Source organism: Citrobacter sp. NCU1, from assembly GCF_010231475.1.
GTDB lineage: Bacteria > Pseudomonadota > Gammaproteobacteria > Enterobacterales > Enterobacteriaceae > Citrobacter_D.
This window is the reverse complement of sequence record NZ_NRDO01000034.1, coordinates 222,586-248,408: the sequence shown is the minus strand read 5'-3', so window position 1 is coordinate 248,408 and position 25,823 is coordinate 222,586. Positions and strand designations below refer to the sequence as shown.

The 25,823-nt window shown below is 53.1% G+C and carries 22 protein-coding genes; 4 read left to right on the top strand and 18 right to left on the bottom strand.

What is annotated here, in order from left to right; all coding sequences use genetic code 11:
* Window positions 1-35 precede the first annotated feature (35 nt).
* The 18 genes from ftsA to leuO form a co-directional block, all read right to left on the bottom strand.
* The gene (gene ftsA / locus CJP72_RS11075; RefSeq protein ID WP_162381020.1) at window positions 36-1,298 is read right to left on the bottom strand and encodes a cell division protein FtsA; all 1,263 of its coding nucleotides are present in this window, start codon (window positions 1,296-1,298) and stop codon (window positions 36-38) included.
* Window positions 1,295-2,125, bottom strand: coding sequence for a cell division protein FtsQ (gene ftsQ / locus CJP72_RS11070; RefSeq protein WP_162381018.1), 831 nt, complete (start codon window positions 2,123-2,125; stop codon window positions 1,295-1,297). The genes ftsA and ftsQ overlap by 4 nt, the downstream gene beginning before the upstream one ends.
* A gap of 1 nt (window position 2,126) precedes the next feature.
* Entirely contained in the window at window positions 2,127-3,047 is a 921-nt protein-coding gene (locus CJP72_RS11065; RefSeq protein WP_162381016.1) for a D-alanine--D-alanine ligase, read from the bottom strand.
* The gene (gene murC, locus CJP72_RS11060; RefSeq protein ID WP_162381014.1) at window positions 3,040-4,515 is read right to left on the bottom strand and encodes a UDP-N-acetylmuramate--L-alanine ligase; all 1,476 of its coding nucleotides are present in this window, start codon (window positions 4,513-4,515) and stop codon (window positions 3,040-3,042) included. The genes CJP72_RS11065 and murC overlap by 8 nt, the downstream gene beginning before the upstream one ends.
* A 53-nt stretch (window positions 4,516-4,568) precedes the next feature.
* Window positions 4,569-5,636: an undecaprenyldiphospho-muramoylpentapeptide beta-N-acetylglucosaminyltransferase gene (gene murG, locus CJP72_RS11055; protein WP_162381012.1), complete on the bottom strand. Its 1,068-nt coding sequence runs from the start codon at window positions 5,634-5,636 to the stop codon at window positions 4,569-4,571.
* Window positions 5,633-6,877, bottom strand: a complete 1,245-nt coding sequence (ftsW, locus tag CJP72_RS11050; protein ID WP_162381010.1) for a cell division protein FtsW — start codon at window positions 6,875-6,877, stop codon at window positions 5,633-5,635. Before ftsW ends, murG begins: the two co-directional genes overlap by 4 nt.
* Window positions 6,877-8,193 carry a UDP-N-acetylmuramoyl-L-alanine--D-glutamate ligase gene (murD, locus tag CJP72_RS11045; RefSeq protein ID WP_162381008.1) on the bottom strand — a complete coding sequence of 439 codons (1,317 nt, stop codon included), beginning with the start codon at window positions 8,191-8,193 and terminating at the stop codon, window positions 6,877-6,879. Before murD ends, ftsW begins: the two co-directional genes overlap by 1 nt.
* A 2-nt stretch (window positions 8,194-8,195) precedes the next feature.
* On the bottom strand, window positions 8,196-9,278 hold the full coding sequence (mraY, locus tag CJP72_RS11040) for a phospho-N-acetylmuramoyl-pentapeptide-transferase (protein ID WP_162381006.1): 1,083 nt from the start codon (window positions 9,276-9,278) through the stop codon (window positions 8,196-8,198).
* On the bottom strand, window positions 9,272-10,630 hold the full coding sequence (gene murF / locus CJP72_RS11035) for a UDP-N-acetylmuramoyl-tripeptide--D-alanyl-D-alanine ligase (protein ID WP_162381004.1): 1,359 nt from the start codon (window positions 10,628-10,630) through the stop codon (window positions 9,272-9,274). Before murF ends, mraY begins: the two co-directional genes overlap by 7 nt.
* Entirely contained in the window at window positions 10,627-12,114 is a 1,488-nt protein-coding gene (murE, locus tag CJP72_RS11030; protein ID WP_162381002.1) for a UDP-N-acetylmuramoyl-L-alanyl-D-glutamate--2,6-diaminopimelate ligase, read from the bottom strand. The genes murF and murE overlap by 4 nt, the downstream gene beginning before the upstream one ends.
* Entirely contained in the window at window positions 12,101-13,867 is a 1,767-nt protein-coding gene (gene ftsI / locus CJP72_RS11025) for a peptidoglycan glycosyltransferase FtsI (protein WP_162381000.1), read from the bottom strand. Before ftsI ends, murE begins: the two co-directional genes overlap by 14 nt.
* A 15-nt stretch (window positions 13,868-13,882) precedes the next feature.
* A complete protein-coding gene (ftsL, locus tag CJP72_RS11020; protein ID WP_162380998.1) occupies window positions 13,883-14,248 on the bottom strand; it encodes a cell division protein FtsL in 366 nt (121 codons plus the stop codon).
* Window positions 14,245-15,186 (bottom strand): 16S rRNA (cytosine(1402)-N(4))-methyltransferase RsmH, encoded by a 942-nt coding sequence (rsmH, locus tag CJP72_RS11015; RefSeq protein ID WP_162381211.1) that lies wholly within the window; start codon window positions 15,184-15,186, stop codon window positions 14,245-14,247. The genes ftsL and rsmH overlap by 4 nt, the downstream gene beginning before the upstream one ends.
* A 2-nt stretch (window positions 15,187-15,188) precedes the next feature.
* Window positions 15,189-15,647, bottom strand: a complete 459-nt coding sequence (gene mraZ, locus CJP72_RS11010) for a division/cell wall cluster transcriptional repressor MraZ (RefSeq protein WP_162380996.1) — start codon at window positions 15,645-15,647, stop codon at window positions 15,189-15,191.
* A 606-nt stretch (window positions 15,648-16,253) separates the two neighbouring features.
* Entirely contained in the window at window positions 16,254-17,258 is a 1,005-nt protein-coding gene (gene cra / locus CJP72_RS11005; protein WP_162380994.1) for a catabolite repressor/activator, read from the bottom strand.
* Between the two features lie 180 nt (window positions 17,259-17,438).
* Window positions 17,439-17,930, bottom strand: a complete 492-nt coding sequence (gene ilvN / locus CJP72_RS11000) for an acetolactate synthase small subunit (RefSeq protein ID WP_162380992.1) — start codon at window positions 17,928-17,930, stop codon at window positions 17,439-17,441.
* A gap of 2 nt (window positions 17,931-17,932) precedes the next feature.
* On the bottom strand, window positions 17,933-19,657 hold the full coding sequence (ilvI, locus tag CJP72_RS10995) for an acetolactate synthase 3 large subunit (RefSeq protein ID WP_162380983.1): 1,725 nt from the start codon (window positions 19,655-19,657) through the stop codon (window positions 17,933-17,935).
* A 320-nt stretch (window positions 19,658-19,977) separates the two neighbouring features.
* The gene (leuO, locus tag CJP72_RS10990; RefSeq protein ID WP_162380981.1) at window positions 19,978-20,919 is read right to left on the bottom strand and encodes a transcriptional regulator LeuO; all 942 of its coding nucleotides are present in this window, start codon (window positions 20,917-20,919) and stop codon (window positions 19,978-19,980) included.
* A gap of 653 nt (window positions 20,920-21,572) precedes the next feature.
* On the opposite strand from leuO, the gene leuL reads away from it, so the two are divergent.
* The 4 genes from leuL (at window position 21,573) to leuC (ending at window position 25,815) form a co-directional block, all read left to right on the top strand.
* Window positions 21,573-21,659 carry a leu operon leader peptide gene (leuL, locus tag CJP72_RS26315; RefSeq protein ID WP_162381209.1) on the top strand — a complete coding sequence of 29 codons (87 nt, stop codon included), beginning with the start codon at window positions 21,573-21,575 and terminating at the stop codon, window positions 21,657-21,659.
* Window positions 21,660-21,749: 90 nt separating this feature from the next.
* Complete coding sequence (gene leuA / locus CJP72_RS10980) at window positions 21,750-23,321, top strand: 2-isopropylmalate synthase (RefSeq protein ID WP_162380980.1); 1,572 nt, start codon at window positions 21,750-21,752, stop codon at window positions 23,319-23,321.
* Window positions 23,321-24,412 (top strand): 3-isopropylmalate dehydrogenase, encoded by a 1,092-nt coding sequence (leuB, locus tag CJP72_RS10975; RefSeq protein ID WP_162380978.1) that lies wholly within the window; start codon window positions 23,321-23,323, stop codon window positions 24,410-24,412. Before leuA ends, leuB begins: the two co-directional genes overlap by 1 nt.
* A 2-nt stretch (window positions 24,413-24,414) precedes the next feature.
* A complete protein-coding gene (leuC, locus tag CJP72_RS10970) occupies window positions 24,415-25,815 on the top strand; it encodes a 3-isopropylmalate dehydratase large subunit (protein WP_162380977.1) in 1,401 nt (466 codons plus the stop codon).
* Window positions 25,816-25,823 lie beyond the last annotated feature (8 nt).

The window sequence follows — 25,823 nt, the reverse complement described above, 5'->3', positions numbered from 1 at the left end:
CCTGAGACCGTTAATCTTCTCCGGTCTCATAAAAATTAAAACTCTTTTCGCAGCCAGCTATTAAGTCGCTTGATCCACGAGCCAACTGAAGCCGTTACACGTTTTTCTACTTCTGCTTCGCCACTCAAATGGGACTCTTCCCCGTAGTGAAGCACCCCCACCGCCGTTGAATAATACGGCTCCTGAGCATAATCCGTCAGTCCGGTGATATTCAACGGCGCCCCAATACGCACCTGCGTATGGAACACGCGCTGGGCGCAGGCTGCAAGGCCTTCAATTTGCGCCGCGCCACCGGTTAACACAATCCCCGCCGCCAGATGATGTTTCACACCTTGCTGGCGAAGCTGTTCTTGTAATTGCAGTATCTCTTCATTGACCAAATTGAGCAGTTCGGTATAACGCGGCTCAATGACCTCTGCGAGCGTCTGACGCTGCAGACTGCGCGGCGGTCGCCCACCCACGCTGGGGACTTCCACACTCTCGTCTTTCCCAACGATGGAGCCTAACGCACACCCGTGTCGCACCTTAATGGCTTCGGCGTCGCTCGGTGGCGTACCAAAGGCATAGGCGATATCACTGGTGACGACATTTCCTGCGTAAGGGATAACTTTGGTATGGCGCAACGCCCCGCCAGTATAAACGGCGATGTCCATTGTACCACCACCAATATCCACAACGCAGACGCCCAGTTCACGTTCATCTTCCGTCAACACGGAATAACTGGCCGCCAGTCCGGCAAATATCAATTGGTCAACTTTCAGGCCACAACGTTCCACGGCTTTAACAATGTTTTTCGCCATATCGTTGTGACACGTAATCAAATGCACTTTTGCCTGCATGCGCACGCCGGAAAGACCGACAGGATTTTTGATGCCTTCCTGGTAGTCAATCGCATACTCTTGCGGAATAACGTGCAGTACACGATGTTCATCACGAACACGAACCGACTTGGCGGTGTGCACCACGTTTTCCACATCTTCCTGCGTCACTTCCTCTTCGGAGATCGGCACCATGCCGATTTCATTCTGACAGCTAATATGCTTCCCAGAAAGCGCCAGATACACCGAGGAAATCTGGCAATCCGCCATCAGTTCAGCCTGGTCAATGGCGCGCTGTACGCACTTTACCACTGACTCAAGATCGTTCACTCCGCCTTTATCCATACCGCGCGACGGGCAACTACCTACACCAATGATATTGACTATACCATCGGGCAGAACTTCCCCTACTAAAGCGGCAACCTTCGCGGTGCCAATCTCCAGTCCAACTACCAGTTTTCTGTCCGTCGCCTTGATCATTGTTGTTCTGCCTGTGCCTGATTCTGTTGCTGATTAGATTCCTCAGGAGGTAAGGGAACCCACCCTACTGCCGCCCCTGAGTCATAACGCAAATCAACGTAGCTAATCCGTTTGCCATCGGTTTGCGCCTGCTGCTGTAAAACCGGATAGAGTTCTACAAAGCGAGCCAAACGTTTCATGGTGTCGCCCCGACCCAGATTGAGCTTAATATCGTTATTCAGCGTCAACTGCCAGGAACGACGAGCGGTCATTGCCGCTTCCTTCAGGGTGAATCTATCCTTAGCCAGCACCTGCCCCATTTCACGGTACCCTTGCAACACTTCACTTGCGCTGCCTTCCGGGCCGTACAACATGGGTAAAACCTGCTTGCTGGTTCGATCGGTTGGTACACTGAAGGCATTTCCTTCCGCATCCACCATATGCTGATCATTCCAACGCGCAATCGGCACATATTCAACCAGATGAATCTTCAATTCATCGGGCCACTGTTTTCTGACACTGGCCTGTTTGATCCACGGTAAACGTTCAATCTGACTCTGGATGATGTTCACGTCCTGGGTCATAAAGGTGCCAGGCGCCCCGAGAGCCAGAATTGACTGTCGGATATCATCATTGCGCGTGTAATGCCGATCGCCGGTCAGCACCAGTTTCGACAAGGGTAAACGCTGCGCGTCTTCCATCCAGCCCAACACCACCCAGCCGCTGACAAACACGGTGCACAACACTGTCAGCAGGAAAAGAATACCTGCAAGACGCGTTCCATTACTGCGGCGTGAAGATGAGAGTTCTTCTTCACTGTTTCGCGTGTTCAGTGCAGCCTGCGACATATCAGTCCGCCAACTCCAGAATTCGTACCACCAACTGCGAGAAGCTCATACCCGCCTGACGTGCCGCCATAGGCACCAGACTGTGGCTGGTCATACCCGGAGAGGTATTGGCTTCCAGCAGATAAAACTGGCCATCGCTGTCCTTCATGACATCGATACGACCCCAACCTTTGCAGCCCAACGCGGTCCACGCTTTCAGCACTAATGCCTGTAACGCAGCCTCTTGATCCTCTTCCAGACCCGCAGGGCAGAAATATTGTGTCTCATCAGACAGATACTTCGCCTCATAATCATAGAAGGTTCCAGCGGGTTGGATACGGATTGACGGTAAAATTTCTTCACCGAGCATCGCTACCGTAAATTCCGGGCCGCTGAGCCATTTTTCAATCAATACTTCTTCATCATGATGAAAAGCCAATGCTAATGCGCTTTGCAAAGCATTTTGTTCTTCAACTTTTGACATTCCCACGCTGGAGCCTTCACGGCTCGGCTTCACTATCAGTGGTAAACCCAATGCCGAAATTTGCGTCATCATGTCATCACTAAGCCCTTTTTCGAACTCAGCGCGCGTTAACGCCACCCACGGCGCGACCGGTAATCCAGCCCCTTGCCACAGCAATTTGCTACGCAGTTTATCCATTGAAATGGCAGATGCCATCACGCCACTACCGGTGTACGGCAGGCCAATCAGATCCAGCATCCCCTGCAAAGTGCCATCTTCGCCACCACGCCCGTGCAGCGCAATGAACACCTTCTGAAAACCCATCGATTTCAGAAGAGTGATGTCACTCTCTTGCGGATCCACCGGATGCGCATCCACACCACCTTCGCGTAACCCTGCCAGCACGGCTGCGCCGGAGTTCAGCGAAACTTCACGTTCAGCGGAGGTTCCTCCCAACAAGACCGCGATCTTATCAGCCATGTTGTTCTTCCTCCTGAGTTTGCGGCTTCAGTTTGATTTCAGCTAAGGAACGTGCGATTTTGCCGATATTTCCCGCACCCTGCACCAGAATCAAATCGTTGCCGGTTAATACCGGCGCCAGCATTTCCGCCACCTGAGTAGGATCAGACACCAGAATCGGGTCAATCTTGCCGCGTCCACGAATGGTACGGCACAGTGAGCGGCTATCCGCGCCAGGGATCGGTGTCTCTCCCGCCGCATAAACGTCCAGCATCAGTAGCGTATCCACCTGAGTTAATACGTTGGCAAAGTCATCGTACAGATCGCGCGTACGCGTAAAACGGTGCGGCTGGAACAGCATCACCAGATTTTTCTCCGGCCAGCCCGCGCGCGCGGCTTTGATGGTCGCGTCAACTTCCGTTGGATGATGGCCGTAATCATCGACCAGCATCGCCGTACCGACTTTACCGTTTACCGGCTCAAGCGGGAACTCGCCGAGAACATCAAAACGGCGTCCTGTTCCCTGGAAGCTCTCCAGCGCACGCAGGATTGACTCGTCATCAATGTCCTCTTCCGTTGCCACCGCCACGGCAGCCGCCGCATTTAGCGCATTATGGCGACCCGGTGCATTCAGCGTCACGCGAAGCTGTGGCTTGTCCTGGCGCAGAAGCGTGAAGTGCCCCTGCGGACCAATCTGCTGATAGTCTTCAATACGCACATCCGCGTCATCGCTAAAACCGTAGGTCGTGGTCTGACGCCCCACGCGCGGCAGCAGCTCACGGATCACCGGATCATCAACGCACATCACTGCACGACCATAAAACGGCAAATTGTGCAGAAAATTAATAAACGTCTGCTTTAAATTTTCGAAGTCGCCCTGGTAGGTATCCATATGGTCCGCTTCGATGTTGGTGACAATCGCCACCATCGGCTGCAGATGCAGGAACGACGCATCGCTCTCATCTGCTTCAGCAATCAGATAACGACTATGACCCAGACGCGCATGTACGCCCGCCGCTTTAACCAGACCACCGTTCACAAAGGTCGGATCCAGTCCCGCTTCGGCATAAATACTGGAAACCATTGCCGTGGTTGTGGTTTTACCATGCGTCCCGGCAATGGCGATGCCGTGACGAAAACGCATTAACTCCGCCAGCATCTCTGCGCGGCGAATGACCGGAATGCGCGCTTCATGTGCCGCGACAATCTCCGGGTTATCCGCAGAAATAGCGCTGGAAACCACCACCACGCTCGCATCACGGACATTCTCCGGGCGATGATTGAAAAAGATAGTGGCACCCAGATTCGTTAACTGTTGCGTAACCGGATTCGGCGCCAAATCGGAACCACTGATCTGATACCCTTCATTGGCCAAAACTTCAGCAATACCGCCCATACCAGCACCACCGATGCCGACAAAGTGAATGTGCCGAACGCGACGCATTTCAGGCACGATGGAACGCAGTTTCGCCAATTGTTGTGTATTCATTCTTTACGCCATTAACGTCGAAATTTCATGCGATGCAAAAGGCACCGCCACAATTACACCCGGGCAGCCCGGCTCACTTCATTTGCAACACGTTCTGTGGCATCTGGAATCGATGCCGCGCGAGCACGCTCTGCCATGGTGAGTAAAGTTTCTCGCGACCACCCGGAAAGGGTGCTGGCGACGGCATCCACGGTAAACTGTGGCTGCTCGATAATTTTGGCTGCGCCCGCTTTTTCCAGCGGCAGCGCATTCCAGTACTGCTGCCTGTCTTTATGTTGAAAGGGCACAAACAGCGCAGGTAAACCCGCGGCAGCAATCTCGCTCACCGTTAATGCGCCCGAACGACACACCACCACATCCGCCCACGCATACGCGCCGGCCATGTCGTCAATAAACTCGGTCACCTTATGCTGCGATTGCCCCGCCTGTGCATAAGCGTGTTCAACCGTCTGCTGCGCGCCTTTACCACTCTGATGCCAGATCGTTACCGCATCGCCAAGTTTTGCAGCAACCTGCGGTAGCGTCTGATTCAGGACGCGAGCGCCCTGAGAGCCACCAACCACCAGCAAACGAATCGGGCCTTCACGCCCCGCCAAACGCTCCTGCGGCAGAGGCAGCGCCAGTACGTCCGTACGCACAGGATTACCCACGACTTCCGCGTTCGGGAAGGCGCCAGGAAAAGCCTGCATAACCGTGGTCGCGATCTTCGCCAACCATTTATTGGTCAAACCGGCAATACCATTCTGCTCATGCAGCACCACCGGGATCCCTAAAGACCAGGCGGCAAGGCCGCCGGGACCGGAAACATAGCCACCCATACCCAGCACCACGTCGGGTTTGAACTGTTGCATGATGGCGCGCGCCTGACGCCAGGCGTTAAAAATACGCAGCGGGGCAGCAAGCAATGCCTTGATCCCTTTGCCACGCAAACCGGAGATACGAATGAAGTCAATCTCAATGCCATGTTTTGGCACTAAATCCGCTTCCATACGATCGGCGGTACCCAGCCAGCGAACCTGCCAGCCCTGGGCCATTAAATGGTGAGCAACAGCCAATCCCGGGAACACATGTCCGCCGGTACCGCCTGCCATCACCATTAACCGCTTCGGTTGACCACTCATCGTGAACCTCGTGTAAACGCCTGCGCTTTTTCCAGACGCGTTTCATAATCAATACGTAACAAAAACATGATAGCTGTCGACATAATCAACAAACTCGAACCACCATAGCTAATCAGCGGCAGCGTCAGACCTTTGGTCGGCAGCATACCGGCAGCCGCGCCAACGTTGACAAGTGCCTGGAAACTAAACCAGATACCGATAGAACAGGCGAGAAAACCTGAAAAACGGTGGTCAATTTCCAGCGCTTTACGCCCGATCGACATCGCACGAAAAGCGACGAAGAATACCATTAAAAGCGCCAATACCACACCGATATAACCCAGTTCTTCCCCAATGATGGCGAAGATAAAGTCAGTATGCGCCTCCGGCAGGTACTCCAGTTTTTGGACCGAATTCCCCAGCCCTTGCCCCCAGACTTCACCGCGACCAAATGCCATCAGCGATTGCGTCAACTGATAACCACTGCCAAAGGGATCTTCCCAGGGGTTCCAAAAAGAGGTCACACGGCGGATACGATAAGGCTCGGCGAGGATCAGCAGAACAACCGCCGATATCCCCATCCCGATGATGGCTATGAACTGCCAGAGTTTCGCCCCGGCAAGAAACAGCATTGCCAGCGTGGTTACAAATAACACCACCACCGTACCGAGGTCAGGCTGCGCCAGCAAAAGTACCGCCAGCACCAGGATCACACCCATCGGTTTTAAGAAGCCGCGCAGGTTATTACGTACCTCGTCGACCTTACGCACCAGGTAGTTCGCGAGGTAGCAGAACAGCGACAGCTTGGTGAATTCCGCAGGCTGAATACGCAGCGGCCCCAGTGCAATCCAGCGCGATGCCCCGTTAACAGAACTCCCCACCACCAGTACGATCAACAGCATGATGATCGACGCAATCAGCATCGTGGTGCTGTACTTTTGCCAGAACTCCATCGGCAAACGCAGCGTGACAAGTCCCAGGCAAAATGCGAGGAAGATATACAGCGCATCACGCTTGGCAAACAGGAACGGGTCGTTCGCCAGTCGCTGCCCGACGGGCATTGACGCAGACGTCACCATCACGAAACCAATAGCCGCAAGCCCCAGGGTTAACCACAACAACATGCGGTCGTACATAATCAGGCTGTCTGCGTCTTTCTCACGCGAAGCCATCACCCAGCCCTTAAGCGCAGCAAAGCCCTTCGCCAGGAGACCCAATCCCGGCAGGCGCGGCATTCTCAGGCGAGGGAGAGAGAAACGCATCAACCCAACTCCTTCGCCAGGCGGGTAAATTCATCACCCCGCTGCTCAAAATTCTTGAACTGATCGAGGCTGGCGCAGGCGGGTGACAAAAGCACCATATCACCCGGCTTCACGCGTGGAGCGATCAACCGCATCGCCTCCTCCATCGTTTCAGTTTGTTCAGCAACGTCAGGACGCAGCGCCGCGAGTTGCGCACCATCGCGGCCAAAACAGTACAGACGAACACGATCGCCGTACAAATAACGCGCCAGCGAAGAAAAATCGGCTGATTTACCATCGCCACCGAGTAGCAGATGTAGCGTGCCATCGACATGCAAACCATTCAACGCCGCTTCAGTACTGCCTACATTGGTCGCTTTAGAATCGTTGATCCAGCGAACGCCGTTATGCTCCAGCGCCAGTTGGAAGCGATGAGCAAGACCGGTAAACGTCGTTAGCGCTTTCAGGCTGCTCGCACGCGGTAATCCTGCTGCGTCAGCCAGCGCCAGTGCCGCCAGCGCGTTGGTGTAGTTATGCTGACCGGAAAGCTTCATCTCTTTCACATTCAGCACTTTCTCTCCCTTCACTCGCAGCCAGGTTTCGCCCTGCTGACGGTTAAGGTGATAGTCACCCATATTGACGCCAAAACTCACACAGCGCTCATCCGCACCGCGTACCGGCATGGTTAGCGCATCATCTGCATTGACCACACACACTTTCGCATTCTCGTACACGCGCAGTTTCGCCGCGCGATACTGTTGAAGACCAAATGGATATCTGTCCATATGATCTTCCGTCACGTTCAGAATCGTCGCGGCAACCGCCTGTAGACTGGACGTGGTTTCCAGTTGGAAACTGGACAGTTCAAGCACATAGAGTTCGCGATCGTCATCCAGCAGCATCAGGGCTGGCAGACCGATATTGCCCCCCACGCCGACATTAACACCCGCCGCTTTCGCCATTTCGCCGACCAGCGTCGTTACCGTGCTTTTACCGTTCGACCCGGTGATGGCCACCACGGGAGCCTGCGCTTCGCGACAGAACAGCTCAATGTCTCCGACAATCTCAATGCCCGCATCGGCGGCGGCACGTAATGAGGGGTGTGCAAGGGCAATACCCGGGCTGGCAACCACCAGATCCGCCGCCAGCAGCCACTCGTCGTTCAGGCTGCCAACGTGGCGTTCAACCGCTTCAGGCAATTTATCCAGTCCCGGCGGTGTCGCTCGGGTATCCATCACACGCGGTGTCACGCCACGAGCCAGGAAAAAGTCCACGCAAGAAAGTCCGGTTAACCCCAGACCAATGATGACGACATTTTTACCCTGGTAATCAGCCATGATTAACGTACCTTCAGCGTTGCCAGGCCAATCAGCACCAGCATCAGCGAAATAATCCAGAAGCGCACAATAACGCGCGGCTCCGGCCAGCCTTTCAATTCATAGTGATGGTGAATCGGCGCCATACGGAAAATACGTTGTCCGCGCAGCTTAAAGGAGCCGACCTGCAGGATGACCGACAGGGTTTCTACCACAAACACCCCACCCATAATCACCAGCAGGAACTCCTGGCGCAGCAGCACGGCGATAATCCCCAGCGCGCCGCCCAGCGCCAGTGAGCCAACGTCACCCATGAAGACCTGTGCCGGATAGGTGTTAAACCACAGAAAGCCTAACCCCGCGCCGACAATCGCCGTACAGACGATCACCAGTTCACCGGCATGACGTAAATATGGAATGTGCAGGTAGTTGGCGAAATTCATGTTACCGGTCGCCCACGCCACCAGCGCAAAACCGGCCGCAACAAATACCGTCGGCATAATCGCCAGACCATCAAGGCCATCGGTCAGGTTAACCGCATTCCCCGTCCCCACAATCACAAAGTACGCCAGCAAAACGTAGAACAGCCCCAACTGAGGCATCACGTCTTTAAAGAACGGCACCACCAGTTGAGTGGCTGGCGTATCATTGCCCACCAGATAGAGGGCAAATGCCACGCCTAATGCAATGACGGACATCCAGAAATACTTCCAGCGCGCAATCAGGCCTTTCGTGTCTTTGCGTACCACTTTGCGATAGTCATCGACGAAACCAATAATGCCGTAGCCAACCAGCACGACCAACACACACCAGACATACGGGTTAGACGGGTAAGCCCACAGCAGCACAGAAACGACAATCGCGGTCAAAATCATAATGCCGCCCATCGTCGGCGTACCGCGCTTGCTGAAATGCGACTCCGGACCGTCGTTACGCACAACCTGGCCAAACGACAATTTTTGTAAACGGGCAATCATGCGCGGGCCCATCCATAAAGAGATGAACAGCGCAGTCAGCAGGCTGACAATGGCGCGAAACGTCAGATACGAAAAGACGTTAAAGCCGGAATAATATTTGACCAAATGTTCGGCCAGCCAAACTAACATGTCCCATTCTCCTGTAATGCGCGTACTACCTCTTCCATGGCGGCACTACGTGAACCTTTCACTAAAACAGTCATTGTCTGATGCTCTGTAACCAGCGCCTTAAGACGCGCTACCAACGCAGATTTGTCGGCAAAATGTTCGCCGACGCCGCTGGCATTACTGATGGCCTGGCTCAGTTTCCCTGTACTCAATACACAATCGATATCTGCCGCTTTCGCCGCCTCGCCGACCTGCACATGGCACGCCTCGCTTTCCGCCCCCAGCTCCGCCATATCGCCGACCACCAACACACGGAAACCCGGCATTTCAGACAGAACCTGTACGGCGGCGGTCATCGACCCCACATTGGCGTTGTAGGAGTCATCAAGCAGCAACTGGTTTTCGGCCAGTTGGATTGGGAACAAACGGCCAGGTACGGCAGTTAAGTTAGCCAGCCCTGTTTTAATCGCCTCCAGCGGCGCGCCAACCGCCATCGCCAGCGCGCTCGCAGCAAGCGCATTGGCGATATTGTGGCGACCGGGTAATGGCAACAGAACATCAATGCTGCCCATTGGCGTTTGCAGAGAAAACGCCGTACCGCGCAGCGTCACGTTGATATTGGTTGCCGTAAAATCACTGTTGGCGGCATTGGGCGAAAAGCGCCAGACCTTACGATTGCCGATAACACCCTGCCAGTTCAGCCAGTCGTTGTTATCCGCATTTATGATGGCAATGCCATTTTCCTGCAGGCCGCTGAAGATCTCACCTTTGGCTTTCGCCACGCCTGCCAGCGAGCCGAACCCTTCCAGGTGCGCAGCCGCGAGATTGTTCACCAGCGCCGCTTCCGGACGCGTCAGGCCGACGGTCCAGGCAATTTCACCCTGGTGGTTAGCGCCTAATTCAATCACCGCATAGTCATAATCCTGATTCAGACGTAATAACGTCATCGGCACGCCGATGTCGTTATTCAGATTGCCAGCGGTATATAAGGTGTTTCCGCACTGACTCAGAATGGCCGCAGTCATCTCTTTAACAGATGTTTTACCGGATGAACCGGTTAATGCCACCACGCGAGCCGGAACCTGCGCGCGGACCCACGCTGCCAGTTCACCAAACGCCAAACGAGTGTCTTTGACAATCAGTTGCGGAAGGGAGATATCCAGCGGACGACTGACCAGTAACGCCCCCGCGCCGCCCGCTTTCGCTTTATCAGCAAAATCGTGGGCGTCGAAGCGTTCGCCTTTCAGCGCGACAAACAAGCAGCCCGGCGTCAATTTACGCGTATCGGTCGTTACCGCATCCAGCGTTAGATCGGCACCATGCAACTCGCCATGCAGAACCCCGGCCAGTTGGCTGAGCGTTACGCTAATCATGCGATAACCCCCAGCAGACGCGCGGCAGTCACGCGGTCGGAATAGTCGAGACGCTGAGAGCCGACGATCTGATAATCTTCATGGCCCTTACCTGCAATCAGTACGACGTCGTCTTCTTTCGCCTGCATAATGGCGTTAGTAACCGCTTCGGCGCGACCTTCCATCACCTTCGCATGCCCGGCGTCCAGCATTCCGGCAAGAATATCGTTGATAATGGCACGCGGCTCTTCAGTACGCGGGTTGTCGTCAGTCACTACAGCCACATCTGCAAATTGTTCAGCAATCGCACCCATTAACGGACGTTTGCCTTTATCGCGATCGCCGCCGCAGCCGAAGACGCACCACAATTTTCCTGCACAATGCAGGCGCGCCGCTTCGAGCGCTTTTTCCAGCGCGTCCGGCGTATGGGCGTAGTCAACCACGACGGTCGGTTTACCCGGCGCACTGAAGACTTCCATGCGGCCGCAAACGGGCTGCAGGCGGGAGGCTGTTTTTAGCAGTTCTGCCAACGGATAGCCCAGCGCCAGCAGCGTGGCCAGCGCCAACAGAAGGTTGCTGACGTTAAACGCGCCCATCAGGCGGCTTTCAATCTCGCCTTCACCCCAACTGGACGCAAAGCGAATGGTTGCGCCGCTGTCGTGATAATTCACCTCAACCGCTTTCAACCAACGACCATGACAGTTGGGATTAATATGGTCTTCCATCGAAACAGCAACGGCGTCTGGCAGTTTCACCAGCCAGCGACGCCCCACTTCGTCATCGGCGTTAATGATCGCCTGGCCGCAGTGATGCGTGGAGTACAGCAGCCATTTCGCGGCTTCGTAATGCTCCATGTCACCGTGATAGTCAAGGTGGTCGCGGCTTAAATTGGTAAAGACTGACGCTGCAAATTTCAGCGCTGCGACGCGGTGTTGCACCAGGCCATGAGACGAGACTTCCATCGCGCCGAGTGTCGCGCCCTGTTCTACCAGTCCCGCCAGCACATGCTGGACATCAACCGCTGAACCGGTGGTATTTTCCGTCGGGATCACTTTACCCAGCAGACCATTGCCTACCGTTCCCATCACCGCGCTGGTTTCGCCGAGCAATTGGCTCCATTGCGCCAGCAACTGGGTGGTCGTCGTTTTACCGTTCGTGCCGGTCACGCCCACCAAACGCATTCTTTCAGAGGGTTCGTGATAGAAGCGGCCAGCCAGTGCAGATAAACGCTCGTTGAGCTGGCTGAGGTAGATGACCGGAACGCCGTGCATTTCACGGATCTCACCGTCGGTTGCCTCATCTTTTGCCTCTGCAATAATGGCAGCCACACCTTGCGCTATCGCCTGCGGGATATATCGACGCCCGTCCGCCTGATGACCTTTCACTGCCACAAAGAGATCGCCCGATGCAGCCACACGGCTGTCGAGTGTCATCTCCCGCAGAGCTCGCTCCGGTGCGCCCGGCACCCATGGAGCAAGAAGGTCGCGCAAATTACGATCTGCCACCTGTTCCCTCGCCTTGATTAATTACGAATTCACTTTTCTCGCCCGTTGCCAGTGCGTCCGGTTCGATGTTCATGGTGCGCAGTACGCCCCCCATGATGGCACCAAAGACCGGCGCAGAAACGGCGCCGCCATAGTATTTACCCGCCTGCGGATCGTTGATAACAACAACCAGTGCAAAGCGCGGCTGACTCGCAGGCGCAACGCCTGCGGTATAAGCAATGTATTTATTGATATAGCGCCCGTCCGGCCCGACTTTTTTTGCCGTACCGGTTTTAATGGCGATGCGGTACCCTTTGATCGCGGCCTTCACACCGCCGCCCCCCGGTAACGCCACACTTTCCATCATGTGTACGACGGTACGAACCGTAGATTCCGGGAAGATACGCTCGCCCGGAACGGGCGGGTCAACTTTGGTAATTGAGAGTGGGCGATAGACGCCGTAGCTGCCAATCGTTGCATAGACTCGCGCTAACTGTAACGGCGTTACCATTAGCCCGTAGCCGAAAGAGAAGGTGGCCCTCTCTATGTCAGACCACCGTTGTTTTTGAGGATATAAGCCACTGCGTTCTCCGACCAACCCCAAATTGGTCGCTTTTCCCAGCCCAAAACGTGAGTAAGTATCTACTAACGCTGAGGACGGCATCGCTAACGCCAGCTTAGAAACACCGACGTTACTCGACTTCTGTAAAACCCCGGTAAGGGTCAGTTCGCTGTAACGCGCCACGTCTTTGATTTCGTGACCGTTAATTCGGTAGGGAATCGTGTTGAGTACGGTATTTTCACGCACGACGCCGCGTTGTAGCGCGGTCATCACCACCATCGGTTTGACGGTTGAACCCGGCTCAAACACGTCGGTGATAGTACGGTTACGCATCGCGTCTTTCGGCGTGCCGGTCAGGTTGTTCGGGTTGTAGGAGGGGCTGTTCGCCATCGCCAGCACTTCACCGGTATTCACATCCACCAGCACGGCGCTACCCGACTCCGCCTTGTTAAAGGCCACCGCGTTATTCAGTTCGCGATACACCAGCGCCTGTAAGCGTTCATCAATGCTCAACGCCAGGTTATGCGCCGCCTGACTGTCGGTAGAAGAGATATCCTCAATGACGCGGCCATAGCGATCTTTACGCACGATGCGTTCGCCCGGCTGGCCCGTAAGCCATTTATCAAAGCTCTTTTCAACGCCTTCGATACCCTGACTGTCGACGTTGGTAAAACCAATGAGGTGAGCGGTCACTTCTCCGGAAGGATAGTAACGGCGGGATTCTTCGCGCAGATGAATACCGGGAAGCTTCAGTTTTTTGATGTAATCGCCAAGATCCGGGTTTACCTGACGCGCCAGATAAATAAAGCGGCCTCTAGGATTCGCGTTAACGCGTGCCGCCAGTTGATCGAGCGGCATTTTCAGCGCGTCAGCCAGCGCTTTCCAGCGATTATCCAGCGTAATGCCGCCTGCATCATGCAACTCTTTCGGATCCGCCCAGATAGCTTTTACCGGGACACTCACTGCCAGCGGGCGACCAGAACGATCGGTGATCATTCCGCGTGATGTTGCGACTTCCTGCACACGCAGAGAACGCATGTCTCCCTGGCGCACCAGCATATCCGGCGCGATGATTTGCAGCCAGGCCGCGCGACCCAACAGAAAAACCAGTGCCAGTAAAATGCAGCCGCACAGCAACGCAAAACGCCAACTGATAAAGTTGGCCTGTTCTTCCTGACGTTTTGGTTTGAGCGTTTTTGCCGCTGCTTTCATGCGTCGCGTTTATCCTTATTTTTGCACTACGATATTTTCTTGTGAGGGATCAACATGCTGCATCTGCAGTTTTTCCGTTGCGATCCGTTCCACCCGGCTATGATCGCCGAGCGCATTCTCTTCAAGGATCAGGTTGCGCCATTCGATATCCAACGCATCCCGCTCCAGAACCAATTGCTCTCGCTGCGCGGTCAATAGTCGCGTGTGATGCGCCGTGGTGACGACAGTCACCGCGGTCAAAATGATGCAAATGAACAGGCAGAGTGGCAGCTTCCCGAACCGCAAAAGATCGTCACCGATTACGCCAGGCAAAGCATGACGCTCGTTGCTTCCTATTGATCCCTTAACTTTGCTGAGGGCATCTGTCACTCTGCTGATCATGCGTTCGTCCTCTCTGCAATTCGCAGAACTGAACTACGGGCACGTGGATTCTCTGCCACCTCTTCTTCGCCCGGCATCAACTTGCCTAACGCTCGCAACTCGCGACCACCCAGTTTTTTGAGCTGTTCTTCCGTCATCGGCAATCCTGCCGGTACTTGCGGACCGCGGCTTTGCTCACGCATAAAGCGCTTCACAATGCGGTCTTCCAGCGAGTGGAAACTGATGATGGAAAGTCGCCCGCCTGGGGCCAGCACGCTGAGCGAGCTTTTTAGCGCCTGCTCTATCTCCTCTAGTTCACTGTTCACCCAAATGCGCACCGCCTGGAAGGTACGGGTCGCGGGATGTTTGTGTTTGTCCTTCACCGGCGTCGCTGCCGCAATCACTTCGGCGAGTTCTTTAGTGCGGGTCATCGGTTCAATGCGGTTACGCTCAACAATGGCGCGGGCAATGCGTTTACCAAAACGCTCCTCGCCAAACGTTTTGATAACCCAGGCGATATCCGCTTCTTCAGCCGTTTGCAGCCATTCGGCGGCAGACTGACCACGCGTGGGGTCCATTCGCATATCCAACGGACCATCTCGCATGAAGGAAAAACCGCGTTCGGCATCATCAAGTTGCGGAGAAGAGACGCCAAGATCGAGAAGTATTCCGTCGATCTTACCGGTCAGTCCACGCTCAGCGACATACTCAGCCAGCGCAGAGAAAGGTCCATGAATGATGGAGAAGCGGGGGTCATTGATGGTTTGGGCAACGGCAATAGCCTGCGGATCGCGATCGATTGCCAGTAAACGTCCGTTGTCGCCAAGTTGCGAAAGGATCAGACGTGAGTGACCACCGCGACCAAATGTCCCATCAATGTAAATGCCGTCGGGGCGAATGTTCAGACCGTTTACGGCCTCGTCCAGCAGCACCGTTGTATGTTTAAAATTTTCCATCATCATTATAGAGACAAGTCCTGCAGTCGCTCCGACAAGGTTTCGGTAACAGACTGCTCAGCGTCGATATCTTCCTTGACCCGTTGATACCAGGTCGTTTCATCCCACAGTTCAAATTTGTTGAACTGTCCAACCAGCATCACTTCTTTCGTCAGTGCGGCGTGTTGCCGCAGAATCGGCGCGATCAATAGACGACCGGCACTGTCCATCTGACATTCGCTGGCATGTCCCAATAGTAAGCGCTGCACGCGGCGCTCAACCGGATTCATGCTCGACAGACGCGATAATTTTTGCTCGATAATTTCCCATTCAGGCAGGGGGTACAGCAGCAGGCACGGGTGATGAATGTCAATGGTACACACCATTTGACCGGTAGCGCTCTCGATCAGTTGATCCCGGTAACGGGTAGGCACAGATAAGCGCCCTTTACTGTCGAGATTGACTAACGTTGCTCCCCGGAACATGCCAGCCTCACCCCCAATTACCACTTTATCCCACAAAATCCCACTTAAAGGAGTTTACGGAGCGGAGGAAAAGCTTGTCAAGCCAGTAGCAACGCTTACCGGAGCAAAAAACCCAATGTTTACGGCTAATATCAGCGTTGATTAAATTACGTCCAACGAACGAAGCAAATTAACATCATGAATATTTGTAAGAAAAAAAAACAAAAACTCATCACCGTTTAAAACGACTCAATACCATCTGAAGAAAATATAAAGTGTCAGTTTGCGACGCGAGCGGCATTTTAGGACATATTGCAGCGGGATAACAGTACCTGTTTATGGGTCGCTATGCCCCTTGTAGCCAAGGAGTACGATGCGTTACCACAACAGGGAAGGAAAGTGTTTGTTAATTCGGCGAATCTCCACAACCATGTAACAAAATAATACAAGAGCAATCTGCCGTTACCACCCAATAACCTGAAAAATGTTTGCGAGAGTACAATCAGCATTATTTATAAGACATCGCAGGAAGACTTTAAGGAATAATCTTAATTCTGATGCGGTTATTGATTTCCGTTTTTTTTATTTCCCCCGCACCTAAGCATTTTCTGGCGCGGGGGTATTAACTCAACTACGGCTGAGGACGCCGCGGCGATACAAATTACGTTTGATCCGGGTTAAACCCGGTTTTGGCTTACGGGGTTCATCCAGACTCGCCAGAACAATCTCAAGAACACGCTCGGCGACATCACGATGGCGTTGCGCTACGGCAAGCACCGGACATTGCAGAAAATCGAGCAGTTCATTATCACCAAAAGTGGCGATAGCCAGTTCGGAGGGTAATTTTCCATCGCGGCGCAATGTCACATCCATTACGCCCTGCAGCAACGCAAAAGAGGTGGTAAACAGTGCCTGCGGCATCGGGTGCGTTTCCAGCCATTTTTCAAACAGCTGCGCCGCGGCAGCCCGCTCGTAGCTGTTGGCATACAAGAAATGCACTTCACGCGGATCATCCTTCCACGCGGTACGGAATCCCTGCTCACGCAGGAAGCTTACCGAGAGTTCTGGCAGCGCACCTAAATAGAGCACCGTTTCCGCAGGGAATTTGCGAAGCTCTCCAGCCAGCATTTCCGCATCATCCTGGTCAGCGCCAACGACACTGGTAAAATGCTCACGATCGAGGGCACGATCCAGCGCGACAATTGGGAAAGCATCATTCGCCCAGCGCTGATAGAAAGGATGCTCCGGCGGTAAAGAAGTGGAGACAATAATCGCATCCACCTGGCGCTGCAAAAGGTGTTCGATACAGCGCATTTCGTTATCCGGCTGATCTTCAGAACAGGCGATCAGCAGTTGATAACCCCGCTGGCGCGCCTGACGTTCCAGATAATTTGCTATGCGGGTATAACTTGTGTTCTCAAGGTCAGGAATGACCAGGCCAATAGAGCGAGTGCGTCCCGCACGCAGCCCGGCAGCCACAGCATTGGGGTGATAATTATGCTCGCGCACCACCGCCATGACTTTTTCAACGGTCTTGTCGCTCACGCGATATTGCTTTGCTTTTCCGTTAATAACGTAGCTTGCAGTTGTTCGCGATACACCGGCTAGCCGAGCGATTTCATCCAGTTTCACAATTGCCCCTTGCGTAAAAAGTACAAACCATAACCACTGAGACGGCATGGGTAAAATTAATTAACATCTAATCGCAGAATAAGCACTGCGGCAACCGCTTTTGTCTCTGGTTATTGCGGATTTCGCAAAAAAAGGCCCAACCGGTAATGTTGGGCCTGTGAAATAGGCGTAAGGTATTCCTTAACGCATGATTTTATCGCCGCGCGAAAGGCCGACCACGCCTGAACGCGCAACTTCGACAATCTTCGCCACTTCGCGCAACGTTGCCAGGAAAGCATCCAGTTTTTCACTGGTACCCGCCAGTTGAACAGTATAAATAGACGGAGTGACGTCGATGATCTGTCCACGGAAGATCTCAGTATTGCGCTTGACCTCTTCGCGCCCGTAGCCGCTGGCCTGAATCTTCACCAGCATGATTTCACGTTCAACGTGCGCCCCTTGCCCAAGCTCGCTCACCCGCAACACATCGACCAACTTGTGCAATTGTTTTTCGATTTGTTCGAGGACTTTTTCATCGCCCACCGTCTGGATGGTCATACGCGATAACGTCGGATCGTCAGTCGGCGCGACGGTCAGGCTTTCAATATTGTAGCCACGCTGAGAAAAGAGGCCGATCACGCGCGATAATGCCCCTGACTCGTTTTCCAGCAGTACAGATAATATCCGGCGCATAATCAGGTTCTCTCCGTTTTGCTTAACCACATTTCATCCATCCCGCCCCCGCGAATCTGCATAGGGTAGACATGCTCACTGCCGTCTACCGTCACGTCGACGAAGACCAGGCGATTGTTCTGCACGTGCTCCAGGGCCTCGCTCAGTTTGCTTTCCAGCTCGCCCGGATGGTTAATCTGGATCCCAACATGACCATAGGCTTGCGCCAGACGCACAAAATCAGGCAATGACTGCATGTAAGATTGTGAATGCCGCCCCGAGTAGATCATGTCCTGCCACTGTTTGACCATCCCCAAATATCGGTTATTCAGGTTGAGTACCAGAACAGGCAATTCATACTGCAGCGCGGTCGACAGCTCCTGGATGTTCATCTGGATACTGCCGTCACCGGTCACACAAACGACCGTTTCTTCGGGCAGAGCCATCTTCACCCCCAGCGCGGCAGGCAGACCAAATCCCATGGTGCCCAGCCCGCCGGAGTTAATCCAGCGGCGCGGTTTATCAAACGGATAGTAAAGCGCGGCAAACATCTGGTGCTGACCGACGTCGGAAGTGACGTACGCCTCACCTTTGGTAAGACGCCAGATTGCCTCAATCACCGCTTGCGGTTTGATACTCTCACTTTGCGTGTCATATTTCAGACACTGGCGGGCGCGCCAGCGCTCAATCTGTTGCCACCAGTCGCGAATGTCATCCAACGGCTGTGCTGAGGACTCTTGCGGTAGCAATTCCAGCATCTGCTCCAGTACCAGACGCGCGTCGCCCACGATAGGCACATCGGCTGTCACAGTTTTTGAGATAGACGTAGGGTCGATATCAATATGTAAAACGGTCGCATTCGGACAATATTTTGCCAGGTTATTGGTGGTGCGATCGTCGAACCGAACACCTACTGCAAAAATCACATCCGCGTTATGCATGGTCATATTCGCTTCATACGTACCATGCATACCCAACATACCTAAGGACTGTTGATGCGTTGCCGGAAATGCGCCAAGTCCCATTAATGAAGAGACAACCGGGAGATTAAGCGTCTCAACTGTCTGGCGTAGCTGCTCGTGGCAGGCTGAATTTATCGCCCCACCGCCCACGTAGACCACCGGTTTTTTCGCTGCCACCAGGGTTTGCAACGCTCGCTTAATTTGCCCTTTATGTCCCGTCGTCGTCGGATTATACGAACGCATACTGACGGCGTCCGGCCAGACATAAGGGAGTTTTTTCGCCGGGCTTAGAATATCTTTCGGTAAATCCACCACGACAGGACCAGGTCGCCCACTCGCCGCCAGCCAAAACGCCTTTTTAAGCACCTGAGGAATATCTTCCGTCTGCTTGACCAGGAAACTGTGTTTTACCACCGGGCGGGAGATCCCCACCATATCGCATTCCTGAAACGCATCGTAGCCAATCAACGAGGTCGCCACCTGGCCGGACAGGATCACCAGCGGAATCGAATCCATATAGGCCGTAGCAATGCCCGTAATCGCATTTGTCGCGCCGGGACCTGAAGTCACCAGCACCACGCCAACCTCGCCGGTCGCTCGTGCCAAACCATCCGCCATATGCACGGCTGCCTGCTCATGACGCACCAGGACGTGATCGATCCCCCCTACCGTATGCAGTGCATCATAAATATCGAGAACTGCGCCCCCAGGATAGCCGAAAACCTGTTTCACGCCCTGATCGATGAGCGATCGCACGACCATCTCGGCTCCAGACAACATCTCCATGGCTTGCCTCACTGTATGATGAATAACATTTGTTAAACACATTAACCGCTTGCCCTTATGCAGGCAATTCGGGCAGACGCCCGCAAACGGAGTGAGATCAGAATAAATAAGAAGAATGAATGGGTTTAATGGCGGATTACACTATGTTACGCATTCATGGTGACAATTAATCGCTTAAAAATGAGGAGTTATCGCAATTTCTCTATTTTTCGGGATGTTAAAAATGAGGCCTGAAAGCGAATTCAGTATAAAATTTCACACTTATTAAAAAATGCAGAATAAACCAGATGTCTCACTCTGATTTATCCTGCCCAATTGTTTTATCGCTTGCAGACAGAAACCAATAACTCTTCCATCCACTGATGTCCTTTATCGCGACCCGCAGCTTCATGCCAGGAAAGATAACACGTCCGGTTATTCAGCTTTAACGGCAAAGGTAATATTTGTAATTCCAGTGAATCGGCAAATTCTTCTGCCAGCCAGCGGGGAGCAATAGAAACCAGATGTGTTTGCGAAACAACATTAAGCACACTGATCATCGCCATACCTTGATAGGCGACACAGGCTTGTTTATCCGCCGAGTCATACCAGGGTTGACTAAAAGAAGCAAAGCGATCAAGAGAAACAACAGCGTGTTGTTCATTATACACATCGCTTTCCAGCAATGGACCATTGATATGCGGGTGTTTTCTGCTGGCAACTAATACCATCTCATCATTAAACAACGCAATGCTGGTGAACTCGGGACGGCGAAATTCCTCATAGCTAATAACAAATTCCGTTTCCTGATAACGTAATTGATGTTCTGTGTTCTGATTTAGTGATGATTTAAAAACAACATGTATATTCGGGGCAATTTGTTCTACACGATTATAAATAAGAGATGTCAGAATATTGTCCAACGGACTGCAGACACATAGATTGAACACACGTTCGCTGCTGGTAGGTTCAAAGCCCGAACCCGGTAATTCATTCTGCACCAGTTGCAGCGCCTGCCGAACGGAGCCGAATAACTGAAATGCGCGTGCTGTCGGCTGAATTCCGCGCCCGTACCGAACAAATAATTCGTCATTAAACATGACTTTTAAGCGCGCGACTGCGTTACTCACCGCAGGTTGTGACATCCCCAGAGAATGTGCTGCTCGCGTGATATTCTGTTCCTGCATCACCGCATCAAAAACGGTTAATAAATTGAGATCAACCATTCTAAGTTGCGGCTTCCCCATCTCTAAAAGATGCGGTTTATTTTTTACCTCTGGCATATTTAACTCCACTATCACACTACACTTCCTTTTCCTTGGGGAATGCAGAAATAAATTCAAAAATATCATTTACCATGCATATAAAATAAGAAAAAGAAAAATATAAAAATTAGGAAAACATAAAGGCATCGTTTAGAAAACGGTGATAGATATGGCAAACATAACGTGATGAATGTCACACCCAATAGTTCATAAGATTCAAATTACGAAAGCAATATAACCATAAGCCAGGCGAATATACAATCAGGCATTCAGTTAATGATCATTTAAGTTTTAATTAAATATTTATATTAACAGAACCCTTATTCTTAACATTAATTTATCAATATAATGATGGATAGGATAAGAACCCATTCGCTGGGAATATAAAAACAATGTAAATCATAAAGATAAGCAACGCCTTTACAATACCTTCCAAAGACCTTTCCTCACAGGCAAATGAAAAAAATCATACCCAATTGTTTCAAACAATGAAAAGTATGAACACCCAACAACTAATTTGTCCTTTATTGGACTAAATGCTCAGCACAATTAGCTAAAGTAAAAAACAAAATCCTCCGCGTTACAGCGGCATTTTACAGGACACAGGGTTGACATTAGACAACGTATCCAGTACCACTAAAAGCATATCGCTTTCACCTGGAGTTTGATTAATGATTCGTAACGTTCGTCTCCTCAGCCTACTACTACTAAACGCATCCTCGTTGCGCGGTAGACTGGTGAGCGACATTCAACATTAAGTCATCTTCCAGTAAGACAAAAAACCCGCGCCGTTGCGCGGGTTTTTTTATGCCTGGTGCAAGGCGCTCTCAGAGACAAGGACCTAAACCATGAGCCAGCAAGTCATTATTTTCGATACGACATTACGCGACGGTGAACAAGCGTTACAGGCAAGCCTGAGCGTGAAAGAAAAACTGCAGATTGCCCTGGCTCTCGAGCGTATGGGCGTTGACGTGATGGAAGTCGGCTTTCCTGTCTCTTCCCCTGGCGATTTTGAGTCTGTACAGACCATCGCGCGCCAGGTCAAAAATAGCCGTGTGTGTGCTCTGGCCCGCTGCGTAGAAAAAGATATTGATGTCGCGGCGGAATCGCTGAAAGTCGCAGAGGCGTTTCGTATCCATACGTTTATCGCCACCTCGCCGATGCATATCGCCACCAAATTACGCAGCACGCTGGACGAAGTCATTGAACGCGCGGTTTACATGGTTAAACGTGCGCGCAATTACACTGATGACGTGGAATTCTCCTGCGAAGACGCGGGCCGCACGCCGATTGCCGATCTGGCTCGCGTGGTAGAAGCGGCCATTAACGCCGGAGCAAAAACGATTAATATTCCGGACACCGTCGGTTACACCATGCCCTTCGAGTTTGCCGGTATTATTTCCGGGCTGTATGAGCGAGTTCCTAATATCGATAAAGCCATCATCTCCGTACACACGCACGATGACTTAGGTCTGGGCGTGGGTAACGCGCTGGCAGCGGTGCATGCCGGAGCGCGTCAGGTCGAAGGCGCCATGAACGGTATCGGCGAACGTGCCGGTAACTGTTCACTGGAAGAGGTGATCATGGCGATTAAAGTGCGTAAAGATATCCTGAACGTACAGACCCGCATTCATCATCAGGAAATCTGGCGTACCAGCCAGTTAGTCAGCCAAATCTGTAACATGCCGATTCCGGCGAACAAAGCGATTGTCGGCAGCGGCGCCTTTGCCCACTCCTCCGGCATCCATCAGGATGGCGTGCTGAAAAATCGTGAAAACTACGAAATCATGACCCCGGAATCTATCGGTCTGAATCAGGTTCAGTTGAACCTGACATCACGCTCAGGACGCGCGGCGGTAAAACACCGTATGGATGAAATGGGTTATAAAGAGGACGAATACAGCCTGGACAATCTGTATGACGCGTTCCTGAAACTGGCAGATAAAAAAGGTCAGGTATTCGACTACGACCTGGAAGCGTTGGCCTTTATTAACAAACAGCAGGAAGAGCCGGAGCATTTCCGTCTGGATTATTTCAACGTGCAGTCCGGCTCGAACGATATCGCCACGGCGTCCGTCAAGCTGGCCTGCGGTAATGAGGTGAAGGCAGAAGCGGCCAACGGCAACGGTCCCGTTGATGCTATCTATCAGGCCATCAACCGTATCACTGATTACAACGTCGAGCTGGTGAAATACAGCTTAACGGCAAAAGGCCATGGCAAAGATGCGCTGGGCCAGGTGGATATCGTCGCCAACTATAACGGTCGCCGTTTCCACGGTGTCGGCCTGACGACAGATATCGTCGAATCCTCCGCCAAAGCGATGGTGCACGTCCTGAACAACATCTGGCGTGCGGCTGAAGTCGAAAAAGAGTTGCAACGCAAAGCTCAGAACAACGAAAACAACAAGGAAACCGTGTGATGTCGAAGAATTACCATATTGCTGTTTTGCCGGGCGACGGTATTGGCCCGGAAGTGATGGCGCAAGCCCTGAAAGTACTGGACGCCGTTCGCAACCGCTTTGCCATGCGCATTACCACCAGCCATTACGACGTAGGCGGCGCCGCCATCGACAATCACGGTCAGCCGCTGCCGCAGGCCACGGTTGAAGGGTGCGAGCAAGCGGACGCCATTTTGTTTGGCTCGGTCGGCGGTCCAAAATGGGAAAAACTGCCGCCGGACCAGCAACCTGAGCGTGGCGCCTTACTGCCGTTGCGTAAACATTTCAAATTATTCAGCAACCTGCGCCCAGCCAAACTGTATCAAGGACTGGAGGCATTTTGCCCGTTGCGTGCGGATATTGCCGCCAACGGTTTCGACATTCTGTGCGTGCGCGAGTTAACCGGCGGGATCTATTTCGGCCAGCCAAAAGGCCGTGAAGGTCACGGCCAGTATGAAAAAGCCTTTGATACCGAGGTCTATCACCGCTTTGAAATCGAGCGTATTGCGCACATTGCTTTTGAGTCGGCACGTAAGCGCCGTCATAAAGTGACCTCGATTGATAAAGCGAACGTGCTGCAAACCTCCATTCTGTGGCGTGAAATCGTCAATGAAATCGCGAAAGAGTATCCGGACGTTGAACTGGCGCACATGTACATCGACAACGCCACGATGCAGTTGATCAAAGATCCGTCTCAGTTCGACGTGCTGCTGTGTTCCAACCTGTTTGGCGACATCCTGTCTGACGAATGCGCCATGATCACCGGCTCCATGGGCATGTTGCCTTCCGCCAGCCTGAATGAACACGGTTTCGGTCTGTATGAACCTGCGGGAGGTTCGGCGCCAGACATCGCCGGGAAAAACATTGCCAATCCGATTGCGCAAATCCTCTCTCTGGCACTGCTGTTGCGCTACAGTCTGGACGCAAATGACGCCGCAACCGCGATAGAAAGCGCGATTAATCGCGCGTTAGAAGAAGGTATCCGCACCGGTGACTTAGCCCGTGGCGCAGCCGCAGTCAGTACCGATGAGATGGGCGACATCATCGCCCGCTACGTCGCAGAAGGGGTGTAATCATGGCTAAAACATTGTATGAAAAATTGTTCGATGCACACGTGGTCTATGAAGCGCCGAACGAAACCCCGCTGTTATATATCGACCGTCATCTGGTGCATGAAGTGACCTCCCCGCAGGCATTTGACGGCCTGCGCGCGCATGGCCGTCCGGTTCGCCAGCCAGGTAAAACCTTCGCAACAATGGATCATAACGTCTCTACGCAAACGAAAGATATCAACGCGTCCGGCGAAATGGCCCGCATTCAGATGCAAGAATTGATAAAGAACTGCAACGAGTTCGGCGTGGAATTGTACGATCTGAACCACCCTTATCAGGGCATTGTCCATGTCATGGGGCCAGAACAAGGCGTCACCTTGCCGGGCATGACCATTGTCTGTGGCGACTCCCACACGGCGACCCACGGCGCATTTGGCGCACTGGCGTTCGGGATCGGGACCTCTGAAGTTGAACACGTACTGGCGACGCAGACCCTGAAACAGGGCCGCGCCAAAACCATGAAAATCGTCGTTAATGGCACGGCGGCCCCAGGGATTACGGCCAAAGATATCGTACTGGCGATTATTGGCAAAACCGGCAGCGCAGGCGGTACCGGGCATGTGGTTGAATTTTGTGGTGAAGCAATCCAGGCCCTGAGCATGGAAGGCCGTATGACGCTGTGCAACATGGCTATCGAAATGGGTGCGAAAGCCGGTCTGGTCGCGCCAGATGACACCACGTTCAACTATGTACAGGGGCGTCTGCATGCGCCGAAGGGGAAAGCGTTTACCGACGCCGTGGAATACTGGAAGACCCTGAAGACCGACGATGACGCCACATTTGATACCGTCGTGACCCTGCAAGCGGAAGAGATCGCGCCGCAGGTCACCTGGGGCACTAACCCAGGCCAGGTCATCTCCGTAACGGAGAACATTCCCGATCCCGCGTCATTTGCCGATCCGGTCGAACGCGCCTCTGCCGAAAAAGCGCTGGCCTATATGGGGTTAAAACCCGGTATTCCGTTAACGGAAGTGGCGATTGATAAAGTGTTTATCGGCTCTTGCACCAACTCACGCATTGAAGATTTACGTGCGGCGGCTGAAATTGCCAAAGGGCGAAAAGTCGCACCTGGCGTCCAGGCGCTGGTGGTGCCAGGCTCCGGCCCGGTGAAAGCCCAGGCGGAAGCGGAAGGTCTGGACAAAATCTTCATCGAAGCCGGTTTTGAGTGGCGTTTACCCGGTTGCTCCATGTGTCTGGCCATGAACAACGACCGCCTGAATCCGGGTGAGCGTTGCGCCTCCACCAGTAACCGTAATTTTGAAGGTCGTCAGGGACGCGGTGGGCGTACACACTTAGTCAGCCCGGCGATGGCCGCCGCCGCCGCCGTTACCGGTCATTTTGCCGACATTCGCAGCATCAAATAAGGAAACCA